The 14,002-nt window shown below is 62.1% G+C and carries 15 protein-coding genes; 14 read left to right on the forward strand and 1 reads right to left on the reverse strand.

The annotated features are described in order from the left end of the window. The first annotated feature begins 18 nt into the window (after positions 1–18). Complete coding sequence (locus tag GSQ90_RS12885; protein ID WP_246731603.1) at positions 19–1,065, forward strand: sterol desaturase family protein; 1,047 nt, start codon at positions 19–21, stop codon at positions 1,063–1,065. Between the two features lie 21 nt (positions 1,066–1,086). Here GSQ90_RS12885 and GSQ90_RS12890 read toward each other — a convergent pair whose 3' ends face one another. Further along, positions 1,087–1,590, reverse strand: coding sequence for a thioesterase family protein (locus GSQ90_RS12890; protein ID WP_158815246.1), 504 nt, complete (start codon positions 1,588–1,590; stop codon positions 1,087–1,089). A 195-nt stretch (positions 1,591–1,785) separates the two neighbouring features. Here GSQ90_RS12890 and GSQ90_RS12895 point away from each other — a divergent pair, with 195 nt between their 5' ends. From GSQ90_RS12895 to GSQ90_RS12955, 13 genes are all read left to right on the forward strand, one after another. Then, entirely contained in the window at positions 1,786–2,685 is a 900-nt protein-coding gene (locus tag GSQ90_RS12895) for a DMT family transporter (RefSeq protein ID WP_158815247.1), read from the forward strand. An 80-nt stretch (positions 2,686–2,765) separates the two neighbouring features. Continuing rightward, complete coding sequence (locus GSQ90_RS12900) at positions 2,766–3,521, forward strand: SDR family oxidoreductase (protein WP_158815248.1); 756 nt, start codon at positions 2,766–2,768, stop codon at positions 3,519–3,521. Between the two features lie 5 nt (positions 3,522–3,526). After that, a complete protein-coding gene (locus GSQ90_RS12905; protein ID WP_158815249.1) occupies positions 3,527–4,534 on the forward strand; it encodes an asparaginase in 1,008 nt (335 codons plus the stop codon). 72 nt (positions 4,535–4,606) lie between these two features. After that, positions 4,607–5,503: an acetylglutamate kinase gene (gene argB, locus GSQ90_RS12910; protein ID WP_174247477.1), complete on the forward strand. Its 897-nt coding sequence runs from the start codon at positions 4,607–4,609 to the stop codon at positions 5,501–5,503. Between the two features lie 40 nt (positions 5,504–5,543). Further along, positions 5,544–6,233 carry a tRNA (adenosine(37)-N6)-threonylcarbamoyltransferase complex dimerization subunit type 1 TsaB gene (gene tsaB, locus GSQ90_RS12915; protein ID WP_158815250.1) on the forward strand — a complete coding sequence of 230 codons (690 nt, stop codon included), beginning with the start codon at positions 5,544–5,546 and terminating at the stop codon, positions 6,231–6,233. 15 nt (positions 6,234–6,248) lie between these two features. Next, positions 6,249–6,731, forward strand: coding sequence for a ribosomal protein S18-alanine N-acetyltransferase (rimI, locus tag GSQ90_RS12920; protein WP_158815251.1), 483 nt, complete (start codon positions 6,249–6,251; stop codon positions 6,729–6,731). Positions 6,732–6,741: 10 nt separating this feature from the next. Continuing rightward, positions 6,742–7,560 carry a 1-acyl-sn-glycerol-3-phosphate acyltransferase gene (locus tag GSQ90_RS12925; RefSeq protein WP_158815252.1) on the forward strand — a complete coding sequence of 273 codons (819 nt, stop codon included), beginning with the start codon at positions 6,742–6,744 and terminating at the stop codon, positions 7,558–7,560. Between the two features lie 66 nt (positions 7,561–7,626). Beyond that, positions 7,627–9,105: a tRNA (N6-isopentenyl adenosine(37)-C2)-methylthiotransferase MiaB gene (gene miaB, locus GSQ90_RS12930; RefSeq protein WP_371418374.1), complete on the forward strand. Its 1,479-nt coding sequence runs from the start codon at positions 7,627–7,629 to the stop codon at positions 9,103–9,105. Positions 9,106–9,180: 75 nt separating this feature from the next. Further along, on the forward strand, positions 9,181–10,203 hold the full coding sequence (locus GSQ90_RS12935; RefSeq protein ID WP_158815254.1) for a PhoH family protein: 1,023 nt from the start codon (positions 9,181–9,183) through the stop codon (positions 10,201–10,203). Then, the gene (ybeY, locus tag GSQ90_RS12940) at positions 10,200–10,697 is read left to right on the forward strand and encodes an rRNA maturation RNase YbeY (RefSeq protein ID WP_158815255.1); all 498 of its coding nucleotides are present in this window, start codon (positions 10,200–10,202) and stop codon (positions 10,695–10,697) included. Before GSQ90_RS12935 ends, ybeY begins: the two co-directional genes overlap by 4 nt. Then, a complete protein-coding gene (locus GSQ90_RS12945; RefSeq protein WP_158815256.1) occupies positions 10,694–11,755 on the forward strand; it encodes a hemolysin family protein in 1,062 nt (353 codons plus the stop codon). The genes ybeY and GSQ90_RS12945 overlap by 4 nt, the downstream gene beginning before the upstream one ends. A gap of 178 nt (positions 11,756–11,933) precedes the next feature. Next, positions 11,934–13,595 (forward strand): apolipoprotein N-acyltransferase, encoded by a 1,662-nt coding sequence (gene lnt, locus GSQ90_RS12950; protein ID WP_246731581.1) that lies wholly within the window; start codon positions 11,934–11,936, stop codon positions 13,593–13,595. Then, positions 13,592–13,918, forward strand: coding sequence for a hypothetical protein (locus tag GSQ90_RS12955; protein WP_158815257.1), 327 nt, complete (start codon positions 13,592–13,594; stop codon positions 13,916–13,918). Before lnt ends, GSQ90_RS12955 begins: the two co-directional genes overlap by 4 nt. The last annotated feature ends 84 nt before the right edge of the window (positions 13,919–14,002 follow it).

Genomic DNA, 14,002 nt, shown 5'->3' on the forward strand with positions numbered 1-14,002 from the left:
CGCTTACGCTTGGCGCCGGTGAACGCGATGGACTTCCTGCCCTGGGCTTGGATGCTGATCCAGGACCGCCTGCAATCCGTATTCAACCTTTATGCGCCTTACGGGCCGGCCGCTCTTGGCGGCGCCCTCTTGTTCACCGTGCTCTTCTATGTCGACGCGCGGCGCAAGCGCGGGCGCAGAATGAGCATCGCCGGCTTCTTCAAATCGATCTTCCCCGCGCGCATCGTCTGGCATCCGTCGTCGCGCCTCGATGTGCGGCTGTGGGTCGCTAACACGCTTGTGTTCACGTCAGCTTATGGGGTCTTTGCGATCGGAAGCCTGTTGTGGCGCAACGCCACACTGACCCTGATGACGTCTGTTTTTGGTCCCCACGAGCCCAGCCTCTGGCCTCTATGGACGATTCTGACGATCGCGACGCTGCTCGAATTGCTCGCCTATGAATTCGGCTACTGGATCAGCCACTATCTCTTTCACGCGATCCCCGCCCTTTGGGAATTCCATAAGGTGCACCATTCGGCGGAGGTGCTGACGACGTTGACAGAAATGCGCACCCATCCCGTCGAAATCATATTCTTCGCGAACGCCATCTTCCTATGCACAGGAACTGTGTTCGGCGTTTTGACTTATCTGTTCGGACCCGGCGTCCACCCCTTCACCCTCCTCAACGCCAATATCGTCCTGATGCTGTTCATCGTCACGATCGGGCATTTGCGTCATTCGCATATGTGGATCGCCTTCACCGGTCTCGCCGGGCGGCTCTTTCAAAGTCCCGCTCACCACCAGATCCACCACTCCGACCAGCCGCGTCATTTCAATAAGAATCTCGGCTTCGCGCTGTCAGTCTGGGATTGGCTGTTCGGGACGCTCTATGTCCCTGAGAAGTTTGAGAGAATCACTTTCGGAGTCGGTACCGAACATGTCCGTTTCGACACCGTGCTGAGGAGTTTTGCGCTGCCATTCTCCTATTCGGCCAATCATCTCGTGAAATGGGCGGGCGGTTTGAAAGCCCGCCTACGGAAAAGCGGGTCCGCGATTGCGCCGCCTGCGCGCGCTTCCGAAGGCTAGCGGCGCTTCATTCGCCCTGGCTCAGGGTGTTACTGAACTTGTGGATCGGCGCCGGAGCGCGAGGCCTTGTCCGGCCTCCAGCGGGATGGCCAAATCGGTGTGACTCGCCGCGACCGCCTGCAGCGCGGCGCCGACGTTTGGGGGAAAATCGGCGGCGCGCGGGCGCTCCCCAGTCTGATCGACGCAGATCAAAACCTGTTCGCTTGTGGAAACCAGCTCATTGTCGCCGACGCGCCGCGCCTCAAGCCAGTAACGCACGCGTTTGCGGTCGGTCTCCAACACTTGAATGCTGATCGCGATGCGCTCGCCGAGCTTGGCCTCCGCGAGATAGCGGATGACCAAAGCGAGCGTATAGATCGTGCGACCTGTCGTCTGTCGCCCCTCCGGGCCTAGCCCGATGCGCTCCATGAAGACGTCGCCCGCCTGGCTGAAGGCGACAGCATGATAGGCGTCATTGAGATGATTGTTATAATCGACCCATTCGGCGGGAATTTCGAATTCGATGAGATGCGTCAGCGCTGGCACGGCGGTTTCCTCCAAAGCGTTGCGCGGAACTCCCCGCCGCCGCAATCCTATCGATCCGGCCCAATCTCAATCAATGGATAAATCCGTCGCCAGGGCCGATTTTTCAGGTGGACGAAATCCCACTCACGCCTTGACGTGCGCCTCTCACGAACAGACTCTCCGGCCCCAAATACGAATCGGACGATCGGAGAACACATGTTCGGCGGGATTTCGGCGCGCCGGCGTGGGCTTATCCTCGTCTTCATCGCAACGATTCTGTGGAGTTCGGCGGGGTTCTTCGCCAGACTCGTCGACCATCTCGACGCTTGGACCATGCTGTGCGGACGCGCCTTTTTTGGCGGCATGTTCATGCTCGCCGCGGCGGTCTTCGAATGGCGACGCGGCGCTCTCGGACCTCATTTCGGGCTCGGACCGTTGGCGCCGCTGCTCATCGCGACCTCGGCGATCGCGGTCAGCGCCTATGTCGCCGCCCTGAAAACGACGACTGTCGCCGAAGTCATGGTCATTTACGCCACCCTGCCGTTTGTCGCGGCGGGCCTCGCCTTCCTGGTGGGCGGCGAACGCACGACGCGTCGAACGCTCATCGCCGCGGGCATCGGGTTCGCAGGCGTCCTGACGATGGTGGCGAGCGCGGTGGGGACGGGCAGACTGATCGGCGAAATCTTTTCCTTCGGCATGACGGTTGGCTTTGCCTTGATGATCGTTCTCCAGCGCCGTCACCCCGGCATGTCGATGACCTCGATCAACGCGTTCGGCGCTCTTGCGGCGGCGGGCGTGAGTTTCAATTTCTCGCCTCATCCGGCCCTGACGCCATTCGACCTCATCGTCCTGGCTATATTTGGCCTGATGACCGTCTGCGTCGCTTTTTGCCTCTTCATGGAGGGCGCCAAGCACATACCGGCCGCGGAGGCGGGACTGATCAGCATGCTCGATGTCGTGCTCGGGCCTCTGTGGGTTCTGCTTGCCTTCGGTGAAAAGCCCGGTCCCATGGCGATCGTCGGCGGGGCGCTTGTCATTGGCGCATTGATCTGGCGGCTCGCGCCCGATATCGGGAGCGCACGAAATGGGTTCGCCGTTCGTGGAAACCAGCCATGAAGAACGCCAAAAGCTGCGCAATCGCTCATTTCGCTCTATAATAATTCTCTGGCGGCGATCGCTCGGGGGGAAAGGCATTCATGTCCGAAGATAAATTTGCTCTGATCACTGGCGCCGGCGGCGGCATCGGCCGCGCGGCGGCGTTGGCGCTCGCTAAGGCTGGCTGGCATGTTGCGGTGACCGGCCGCCGTCCCGAGCCGCTCGACGAAACGGCCAAGGAAATTGCCGCTCTCGATCGACGCGCCCTCGTCTTTCCATGCGATGTCGGGGATCCGCAATCCGTGAAGGCTTTGTTCGCCAAAACCGGCGAGGCGTTTGGTCGGCTCGATCTGCTTTTCAACAACGCCGGCGCCGGCGCGCCCCCCGTTCCAATGGAAGAGCTTTCCTACGAGCAATGGAAAGCCGTGGTCGACGTCAACCTGACCGGCGCGTTCCTTTGCGCCCAGGGCGCCATTTTGATGATGAAAAGCCAGACGCCGAAGGGCGGCCGCATCATCAACAATGGCTCGATTTCCGCTTATGCGCCGCGGCCAAATTCGGCGCCCTATACCGCGACGAAACACGCCATCACGGGTCTCACCAAATCGATCGCCCTCGATTGTCGTCAATACGACATCGCCTGCGGCCAGATCGACATTGGCAATGCGCTGACCGATATGGCGCGAAAAATGACGAAAGGCGTGCCGCAGGCTGACGGCAGGATCGCCATCGAGCCGACCATCGACCCCGCGCAAGTGGGCGACGCCATTGTTCACATGGCGAGTCTTCCCTTGTCCGCCAATATTCTGACGATGACGATCATGGCGACCAAAATGCCCTTCGTGGGGCGCGGTTGAGCCAAATGGACGATCCGGTTCTCGTCGAAGCTTTTCGCGGCGATCGGGTCGAAAGCCGGCATCGCGGCGCGGTCGCCGCCTACGATGGGGACGGGCGCCCGGTATTCACGCTTGGCGACGTCCAGGCGCCGGTTTTCCCGCGCTCCGCAATCAAGGCGTTTCAGGCCCTGCCGCTCCTCGAAAGCGGCGCGGCGGATTGCTTTTCGCTGACGCAGGCCGAGATCGCGCTTGCCTGCGCTTCGCATTCAGGCGAGCCGGTTCACGCGGAAACCGCGCTCGCCATGTTGGAAAAATGCGGTCGCGGCGTCGAAGCCCTGGAATGCGGCGTCCATTGGCCGTCGGGCGCTGAAGCTGCGCGGAGCCTGGCGGCGCGCGGCGCCAGGCCGTCGGCCTTGCATAACAATTGTTCGGGCAAGCATGCCGGTTTCATTTGTTTGAGCTGCGCGGCGGGAGTCGAGCCTTCGGGCTATGTCAAAGCTGAACATTTCGTGCAGCGCGAAGTCAAAGCCGCTATCGAGGACATGACGAAAACGCGGCTCAACGCCGGCGCGATCGATGGCTGCGGGATTCCGACTTATGCGGTTCCCCTGAATGCCCTCGCGCATGGTTTCGCTCGATTTGGCGGCGGCTGTCTTCCGCCCGCCAGGGCCTCGGCGGCCAAGCGAATCAGAGAGGCTGTCGCCGCCCATCCCGCGCTTGTCGCCGGCACGGGACGTTTCGATTCCCTGGCGATGGAGGCGCTGGGGCAGCGCGCCTTCGTGAAGACGGGAGCGGAGGGCGTTTATTGCGCGGCTTTTCCCGAATTGGGGCTTGGCGTCGCGATTAAATGTCAGGACGGCGCCACCCGCGCGGCCGAAACGGCGATGGCGGCGGTCATCGCCCGATTTCTCCCCTTGAGCGAGAAAGAACGCATTGCGCTCGCGCCGCTCCTCGAACCGCCGATACGCAATTGGAACGGCGAAACGGTCGGGCTGATTCGGGCAAGTTCGGCGCTGACGGCGTCAATCCATTGAATGCAGGCGCAAGCGTTTGAGCTTGGCGGCGCAAGCGGCTAGAAGTGCGCCGCAAGAAATTCAGGAGTCCCCATGAGCGAGATGCGCAAGGCCAGCCCACAGGAGCAATCCGAAATCCTGGTGCAGGCGCTGCCTCATATGCTGCGCTACGATGAGGCGATCATCGTGGTGAAATATGGCGGCCACGCCATGGGCGATGAAGCCAAGGGCCGCGATTTTGCACGCGATATGGTGTTGCTCGAACAATCGGGCGTCAATCCGGTCGTTGTCCATGGCGGCGGCCCGCAGATCGGCTCTATGCTGGAGAAACTCGGCATCAAGTCGAAATTCTCCGGCGGCCTGCGCATTACCGACAAGGCGACGGTCGAAATCGTTGAAATGGTGCTGGCTGGCGCCATCAACAAGCAGATCGTCGGCACGATCAACGCCCAAGGGGGCCGGGCGGTCGGATTATGCGGCAAGGACGGCAATATGGTGATCGCGCGCAAAGTCGCGCCTCGGAGCGGCAATGGCGGCTCGGAGATCGAGGATGTCGTTGATCTCGGCTTTGTCGGCGAGCCCGATAAGGTCGATATTACCGTGCTCGAGCAAATCCTTGGCCGCGAGCTGATCCCCGTTCTGGCGCCGGTGGCGCAAGGCGCGGATGGCGAGACCTACAACGTCAATGCCGATACATTCGCAGGCGCGATCGCCGGCGCTCTGCGCGCCAAGCGCCTGTTGCTACTGACCGATGTGCCGGGCGTGCTCGACAAGAACAAGGAGCTCATCAAGGAACTGAAGGTCGACGACATTCGCGGGTTGATCGCTGACGGCACGATAACCGGCGGCATGATCCCCAAGGTCGAAACGTGCATTTACGCGCTGGAGCAGGGGGTCGAGGGCGTGGTCATTCTCGATGGCAAAATCCCGCACGCCGTGCTGATCGAACTTCTGACCGATCACGGCGCCGGCACGCTGATCACGCGTTAGAGGCTATTCGCGGCGCGGCGCCTTTGATAACAAGCGTCCGATGCGAATTCTGGCGATAGATACTTCCTGCGGGGCTGTGTCGGCTTGCGTCCTCGACAGCGGCGCGGATGAAGCGATTGCGCGGCGCAGCGAACCGATGGAGCGCGGCCACGCCGAAGCGCTTGCGCCGATGCTGGAACAGCTCATGTTCGGCGTGGAAGGCGGTTTTGCGAGCCTCGATCGTATCGCGGCGACGGTCGGACCGGGCTCCTTCACGGGCATTCGCGTCGGCCTCGCCACCGCGCGCGCGATGGGTCTGGCGTTGAACGTTCCCGTTATCGGCGTCTCGACGCTCGTCGCTTTCGCCGGCCCCCTGCTCTTTGAGCCGAGTCCGGGAATTATCGCCTCCGCCATCGACGCGCGACACGGCCGCGTCTACCTCCAATTGTTCGAATCGGTGGGACGTCCGCTCATCCCCGCGCGTATCGAAGGCTTGCGTGAGGCGGTGCGGGCGATTGGCGCAGGTCCGGTCCGCATGACCGGGAGCGGCGCCCGCATATTGGCTTTGGAAGCGGCCCGCGTGGGCCTTGGCGCCGACCTGACCGGCAGCGTCGATTTTCCCGATATTCTGGCTGTCGCGCGCATCGGGCTTGCGCTGGATCCGCGCGATTGTCCTCCGCGTCCCCTTTACCTCAAGTCGCCCGATGCGCGGCCGGCGACTGGCGAGGGCGTTGCACGCGCCAATCCCTGATTCGGCGGAATGTTTATGCTGTTTCCGTTTCGAAAACCCAATCCCCCGGTTATACGCGCGTTACGCAGCGACAGAGCGGAGCCATGCGCGGCCATCCACGCAGAATCCTTCAGCCATCCCTGGTCGCCGGCCGAGTTCGAGGCGCTATTGTCGAACAAAACCTCGATCGGCGCAGCCGCGATCGACGCGCCAAGTGATGAATTGCGAGGGTTCGCGCTCTCGCGCGTTGCCGCCGACGAGGCCGAGATTCTGACCATCGCGGTGCATAAAGCCTATCGCAACCGCGGCATTGGCCGCGCCTTGATGATCGACACCCTGTCGCGTCTCGCCGCATCGCATGTACGATCGCTGTTTCTTGAGGTCGAGCGGACGAATCAATCTGCGATCGCCCTCTATTCTCGCATGGGATTTCGGGAGGTCGGCCAAAGGCGCGGTTATTATCAAAAACAGGATGGATCAGCCGCGACCGCGCTTGTGCTGCGAAAAGATCTGACGTGAGCGCTGCGCCATGATCGTTCTCAGAGTTGCGCTGGCGCTTTCGGCCGCGGCGTTGATTCTGCTTTTCGGCGCCCCTTTCCGCTGGCTCGCCGTGCTCCGAGGCTGGAAGACAGGCGAGGGATTGCCGGTCCTGTTCCACCGGATGCTATGTTTTGCGCTTGGCGTGCGCATTCGAGTGCACGGAAAAGCGGCGTCCACGCGCCCACAATTGGTTGTCTCTAATCACATTTCCTGGCTGGATATCCCGATTCTCGGATCCATGCGTCCCACTGAATTCCTGGCCAAGAAGGAAGTAGGGGCGGGGCCGCTGGTCCGTGCGTTGCTGGCCCTTCAGGGCGTTGCTTTGGTCGATCGGGCCAAGCGTCTGGGCATTCCCGCGGTCAATGCGCAAATTGCCGGGCGAATGCGCGACGGCGCGGCCGTTATTCTGTTCGCCGAGGCGACCACGAGCGACGCCAATCGGATTTTGCGCTTCCGCTCATCGCATTTTGAGGCGGTCCGGCAGACGCTCGGCGCCGGCGAGGCGATCGTTCAGCCGATTTTTATCGCCTATTCCCGGCGGGCGGGCCTGCCCTTAGGGCGGCCCGAGCGGCCGTTCGTGGCCTGGTATGGCGATATGCGCTTTTTCGATCATTTCTGGCGTCTGCTTGCAGCGGGCCGGATCGATTGCGATATATATTGCGGCGCGCCGATCCCGTTTTTCTACGATTCCGACCGAAAAGACGTTGCGCGCCGCACCGAGGGCGCGGTGAGGGCCATGGCGAAGGAGCGCGCCAGGAGGTCCAACGGGGCGATGTCCGCTATTTCCGCGGGCGCGGAAACGTCGTAGAAAGCGGAGACGGTGTCACAAGGAGCAATTTTGTCGGCAGTTCTTTCTCGCGCCCGGGATCAATCGATCGGGGCGCCCGTCTCAGACGCATCTGGCGCGGGGATTCCGCTGACCGATCGAGCCAAACGCATCTTTGTGAAATCGTTTGGTTGTCAGATGAATGTCTATGACTCTCATCGTATGGCTGATGTGGCGGCCCAAGAGGGTTACCAAGAGGCCGCGACAATCGAAGACGCCGACCTCGTCGTGCTCAACACCTGCCACATCCGAGAGCGCGCCTCGGAAAAGATTTATTCGGAATTGGGCAAGGTTCGCGAATTGAGGGAAGCGCGCGAGGTCGCGGGGCTTAAGACGACGATCGTCGTGGCCGGCTGCGTCGCGCAGGCGGAAGGCGCCGAGATCTTGCGCCGGCAACCGGCGGTCGATCTCGTTGTCGGACCTCAGAACTATCATCGTCTGCCGCAGCTCTTGCGCGCGGCGAGCCTGCGGTCAGGCGTTGTCGACACGACCTTTCCGGTCGAGGACAAATTCGATCATCTGCCCGCCTCGTCGCCTGCGACGATCCGGTCGCGCGGCGTCAGCGCCTTCGTCACGGTCCAGGAAGGCTGCGACAAATTCTGCTCGTTCTGCGTCGTGCCCTATACGAGGGGCGCCGAAAGCTCGCGCTCCGTCGCCAAAGTCGTTCAGGAAATTGTCGGTCTGGCGCGCGCGGGCGTGCGCGAAGTGACGCTCATCGGTCAGAACGTCAACGCCTATCATGGGCAAGACGAGGGCGGGCGCGCCGCCGATCTTGCCCATCTGTTGAATGTCGTCGCCAAAATCCCCGGCATCCTTCGCGTTCGCTACACAACCTCGCACCCCAACGACATGAGCGAGGCGCTGATTCTCGCACATCGGGACAACCCGTCGTTGGCGCCCTACCTGCATCTTCCGGTTCAGTCGGGCTCGAACCGGATTCTGGCGGCGATGAACCGAAAGCACGATGTCGGGGATTATATGGACATTGTCGGCCGGATCCGCGCCGTGCGGCCGGACATCGCTCTTTCCTCTGATTTCATCGTCGGTTATCCCGGCGAGAGCGACGCCGATTTTCAGGAGACGCTTGATCTTGTCGGCGCGGTCGGCTTTGCCGCCTCTTATACCTTCAAATATTCGTCGAGGCCCGGCACGCCGGGGGCTGAACTCAAGAACCAGATTGACGAGCAGACGAAATCGGCGCGATTGCTGACCCTGCAACAATTGCTCGAAGATCAGCGGCAGGCCTTTAACCGGGCCGCGGTCGGGCGAATAATGCCGGTCCTTTTCGAAAAATCGGGTCGCCATGCCGGGCAGGTGATCGGCCGCTCGCCTTATTTGCAATCCGTCTACGCCGTCGGCGACGCAGCGCTGATCGGCGCCATCGCCGATGTTGAGATCATCGGCGTGGGCCCCAATTCCCTGCGGGGACGCATTGTCGCGCCAGCGTCACAGTCTTTGGATGAGATTCAGAGGAATGCGGCGTTTTCAGGCGAAGCGGACGCCAGTTTGCGTAAAGAGAATGCATGAAGTGATATGCCGATGGCGTCAGGAGATGACCGATTGAGAGCGCAGGACCGGACGGTTTCGAGGATTTCTTCCCTTATGCCTGAAAGCGCGGCGGAGGCGCGAGACGCCAAACCTTCCGAAATCACGCTGGCTTTCGATGACAATGGGCTCGCCTCGATCGTCTTTGGCCATTACGATCAGAACATCGCCAAGATCGAGCGGCGCCTTGGCGTCGTCGCCAACGCCAACGGCAACCAGATCGTCATCAAGGGTCCAAAGGACGCCTGCGAAAACGCGCGGCGGGTTCTGGAAATGCTCTACGCGCGCGCCAAACTGGGCCAGGCCGCTGACCTTGGCGATGTCGAGGGCGCCATCGCGGAAGTTGCGCTGCAGGGCAGTTTGTTTCCCAGCGACATCGATGGCGCTAGATCTCTGTTTCATCAGATCAAGACGCGCCGGAAAGGCGTCGTGCGCGCGCGCAACGCCGCGCAGGATCTCTATCTGTCCGCGCTCAAGCAGCATGAATTGGTGTTCGCCGAAGGGCCGGCGGGCACTGGCAAGACCTGGCTGGCGGTGGGGCATGCCGTTTCATTGCTTGAGCAGGGCGCTGTCGAGCGATTGATCTTGTCGCGGCCGGCTGTCGAAGCGGGCGAGCGGCTCGGCTTTCTGCCAGGAGACATGCGCGATAAGGTCGATCCTTATCTCCGTCCCATTTACGACGCCCTGCATGATTTCATGGAAGGCAGAATGGTCGAGCGCGGCATCCAGACCGGCATGATCGAAATCGCGCCGCTGGCCTTCATGCGCGGGCGCACATTGGCCAAGTCCGTCGTTTTGCTTGACGAGGCGCAAAACGCGACCTCGATGCAAATGAAGATGTTTCTGACCCGCCTTGGCGAAGGTTCGCGCATGATTATCAATGGCGATCCGACGCAGACCGATTTGCCGCCGGGACAAAAGTCCGGCTTGAGCGAAGCCGTCGCGCTTCTGAGCGGGCTGGAGGGGGTCGGCCATGTTGTCTTTCGTCACGGCGATGTGGTGCGGCACGATCTCGTGCGCCGCATCGTCGCGGCCTATGAGGGCGCCAATCACCAAAGTCAGAACGGATCGGCGCGATGAAGCCGAATATTGAAGTCGTGGAATCGTCGCCGCAATGGCGCGCTTTGCCCGGCATTGAGAAACTGGCCCGGCGCGGAATCGAAGCCAGCCTTGAGATGAGCGGGATTCGAATCCTCGATGGCGCTGAGGTGAGCGTGCAACTCGTGGATGATTCGCAAATCCGCGCGTTGAACGCGCAATGGAGGGGTCTCGACAAACCGACCAACGTGCTCTCCTTTCCTGCTTCGGCGCCGGAAAAGATCGCCGCCGCGCCGATGCTCGGCGATATTGTCATGGCGTTTGAAACGGCCGAGCGGGAGGCTGCGGAAGAAGGCAAGACCCTCGCCGACCATGCCGCCCATCTCGTGGTGCATGGCTTTCTGCACTTGCTCGGCTTTGATCATCAGATCGCCGCCGACGCGAACCGCATGGAAGCGCTGGAGACAAGGATACTGGCGAAACTGCGGATCGCTGACCCCTATGCATTGACCGTTCCCCTGGGCGCGAACGCATGAGCGAGACGGAACGAGCTGCATCGGTCGCAGCGGATCACACGTCGGCGCCTTCGCCGCCGCGAGAACCGCCCGGCGGATTGTTCGAACGCCTTCGCGCTTTGTTCGGCTTGGGGCCGGCTTCCGTTCGCGACGATCTTGAGGACGCGCTGATTGGTTCCGGCGCCGATACGGATTTCACGCCGCAGGAACGGACCATTCTGACCAATGTCCTGGGCTTGCACGATGTCCGGGTCGAGGATGTGATGGTGCCGCGCGCCGACATTATCGCCTTGGGAATCGATGCGCCCCTCAGCGAGGTCTTGTCGCTCTTTCGCACCGCCGGTCATTCACGCCTGCCCGTGCACGGCGAGACGCTCGATGATCCTCGCGGCATGGTGCATATCAGGGATTTCGTCGACTACCTCGCCGCCGAACCGCAGTTCGGGCTTGTTCCCGATGCCGCCAAAGCGGACGCTGTCTCGGCGAGCGCCGATCCGAAGCTCGGGATGCGCCTGCCGCTCTCTCGCGCCAACATTTTGCGGCCGGTTCTGTTTGCGCCGCCCTCGATGCCCGCCCTCGACCTTCTCGTGAAAATGCAGGCGTCGCACACGCATATGGCTTTGGTCATCGATGAATATGGCGGCACCGACGGATTGGTCTCGATTGAGGATGTCGTTGAGGCCATCGTCGGCGATATTGAAGATGAGCATGACGAGGCGGACGCGCGGGAAATTACACAGACGGCGGACGGGGCCTTTATCGCTGAAGCGAGAGCCAGTCTGGAGGTCGTTTCGCGCGCGCTCGGCGTCGATCTGTCAACCCTCGCCGATGCCGAAAATGTCGATACGATCGGCGGATTGATCATGGCGAAGGCCGGCCGGGTGCCGGGGCGCGGCGAAATCGTCACGGGTCTCGGTGAATTCGAATTCGAGATTCTCGATGCCGACCCGCGGCGCGTCAAGCGTCTCAAGATCCATCCGCTAACCGGTCGCGTCCGCCGGGCCGCTGCCCGCAAGCGCCGGACGGCGGGCGAAACAACCGCCGGGCTGTCGGCGGGATCAGAGCCGGCGCCCAAATAGCGCGGACATAGATTTGTGCGGTCGGCCAGTTCGAAGAATTGACCTCGCCGGATAATCCGTCCGCTCCTGAATCCGATTTGATTGAATGCGATCGCGGCGCTAGAGCTTGGGTTCGTTGCAAGGTTCGCTGGAAAAGAGGTTTCCGCTTTTTCTGACTTTGCTCTCGGGACGCCAGCCCTTGCTTTCAACCGATCTGAGGCCATCCCGCGAAGGGAATTTTGTCGGCGCGCTCGCTCAGAGCGTTATTCTGGCGTGGGACTGGCGGCGCCGCGCGATCGCCTTCGTTGCCGGCGCGCTCGGCGCCCTGGCCTTGCCGCCGTTCGACTTCCTGCCGGCGATGCTGGCGCCGATGCTGGCGGCCGTCTGGCTGATTGACGGATCGGCGGTTGTCGGCGCAAGCGGGCGTTCAACCGGCCGATCCGTGCGATCGGCGTTCGCGGCCGGCTGGTGGTGGGGCTTTGGCTATTTTGTCGCGGGCCTCTGGTGGCTGGGCGCCGCCTTTCTCGTCGAGGCCGATAAATTCGCCTGGGCGCTTCCGCTGGGCGTTTTGGCGCTGCCCGCCGGCCTCGCTTTTTTCCCAGCGCTTGGCTTTGCGATCGCCCGATTGCTGTGGTCGCCCGGCGCGGGACGCATTTTCGCGCTGGCTGTCGGTCTGTGCGCCAGCGAATGGTTGCGGGCTGTCGTGCTGACCGGATTTCCGTGGAACGAAATCGGTATGGCGCTTGGCCAAAACCAGATCCTCGCCCAATTCGCATCGATCGTCGGCCTGCATGGGCTGACGATTCTCACCATTGCGATTTTTGCGGCGCCGGCGACCTTGGCCGATGAGCGACGCGGACGCTGGTTTTTCCGACCGATCCTATTGGCTTTTGCAGCCTTAGGATTGCTCGCTGTTTTCGGCGGGTTTCGTCTGTCGGCTCCGGACGCGGCCCTGGTCGCCGGCGTGAAGCTGCGCATCATGCAGCCCAACGTTGCGCAGGACGCCGACTTCCGGCCGCAGAACAAGGACGCGATCATGCGGCGCTATCTGGCGTTGTCGGATCGCGCGACCTCCCCGACCTCGACCGGCGTCGCCGATATCAGTCATCTGATCTGGCCGGAATCGGCGTTCCCATTCCTGCTGGCGCGCGATCCCCAGGCGCTGGAGCAGATCGCCGATCTCTTGCACGGCGGCGCTATATTGATCACCGGCGCCGCGCGGGTCGCAGAGCGGATTCCTGGAGATGGGCGCGCCCACTATTTCAATTCGATCCAGGTCATCGACAGTCACGGCGCGCTGCTCGACCGGTACGACAAACAGCACCTCGTGCCATTTGGCGAATATTTGCCCTTCGCCGACTTCTTCGACCGTTTCGGGGTGACGCAATTCATCCATTTTCCCGGCGGGTTCGATGCCGGCTCGGGCCCAGGCGTCCTTCACGCCCCGGGGCTGCCCGATGCGCTTCCTCTCATCTGCTACGAAGCGGTCTTTCCCCAGGAGATCGGCTCCATTTTCCACCCGGACGAGCGCCGCGCGAGCTGGATGCTCAACGTGACGGACGACGCGTGGTTTGGCGTGACCCCAGGCCCGCACCAGCATTTTGCGCAGGCCCGCCTTCGCGCCATCGAGCAAGGCCTGCCCCTTGTGCGCGCCGCCAATACCGGCGTTTCAGCGGTCGTCGACGGTCTGGGGCGCGTCATAGCGGCGCTTCCCCTTGGCGTCGAAGGCGTCCTCGACAGTCCTTTGCCGGCGCCGGCGCCGCCGACATTTTATGCGCGATTCGGCGCCCTTGCGCCGCTCGCGATATGGGTGGTCTTTCTGTTTCTTTCCGTCCTCTTGAAGCGGAAGCTCCGACGTTGATCCGGATTCTCATTCGCATTTTCGGATTGGCGTTGCTCGCAGGGGCGTTCGCGGCCGGCGTGATCGACGGCGCGCGCTCGATCGCCGCCGACCAATTGTCGCTGACGCCGATGGGCGCGACCGCCTATTGGGCGTTTCCCAACAAGTTCCCGCTCATGCAATCGTTCATAGAGCGCCAAATCCATCCTCTGTTATGGGATCCTATCCTCCTGCATGTTCTGATGCTGCCGACCTGGTTGGTTCTGGGGATTTTTGGCTTGGGATTGATGTATGCGACGCGCAAACGCCCGCCGCCGATCGGGCATTCGAATCGCTCGCGCTGATGCGAAATCGTGGATTGGACGGCGCCTGCTTTGCCTGTGCGATCGCCGTTGGCGCTAAAGACCTTCTGGCCCGAAGGTTGAGAC

The organism is Methylocapsa sp. S129 (genome assembly GCF_009765995.1).
Classification (GTDB): domain Bacteria; phylum Pseudomonadota; class Alphaproteobacteria; order Rhizobiales; family Beijerinckiaceae; genus Roseiarcus.

Coding starts and splice junctions, on each gene's coding strand:
- GSQ90_RS12900 (WP_158815248.1), top strand. CDS start 2,766: ATGTCCGAAGATAAATTTGCTCTGATCACTGGCGCCGGCGGCGGCATC.
- GSQ90_RS12905 (WP_158815249.1), top strand. CDS start 3,527: ATGGACGATCCGGTTCTCGTCGAAGCTTTTCGCGGCGATCGGGTCGAA.
- GSQ90_RS12895 (WP_158815247.1), top strand. CDS start 1,786: ATGTTCGGCGGGATTTCGGCGCGCCGGCGTGGGCTTATCCTCGTCTTC.
- GSQ90_RS12925 (WP_158815252.1), top strand. CDS start 6,742: ATGATCGTTCTCAGAGTTGCGCTGGCGCTTTCGGCCGCGGCGTTGATT.
- GSQ90_RS12945 (WP_158815256.1), top strand. CDS start 10,694: ATGAGCGAGACGGAACGAGCTGCATCGGTCGCAGCGGATCACACGTCG.
- rimI (WP_158815251.1), top strand. CDS start 6,249: ATGCTGTTTCCGTTTCGAAAACCCAATCCCCCGGTTATACGCGCGTTA.
- tsaB (WP_158815250.1), top strand. CDS start 5,544: ATGCGAATTCTGGCGATAGATACTTCCTGCGGGGCTGTGTCGGCTTGC.
- argB (WP_174247477.1), top strand. CDS start 4,607: ATGAGCGAGATGCGCAAGGCCAGCCCACAGGAGCAATCCGAAATCCTG.
- ybeY (WP_158815255.1), top strand. CDS start 10,200: ATGAAGCCGAATATTGAAGTCGTGGAATCGTCGCCGCAATGGCGCGCT.
- GSQ90_RS12935 (WP_158815254.1), top strand. CDS start 9,181: ATGCCTGAAAGCGCGGCGGAGGCGCGAGACGCCAAACCTTCCGAAATC.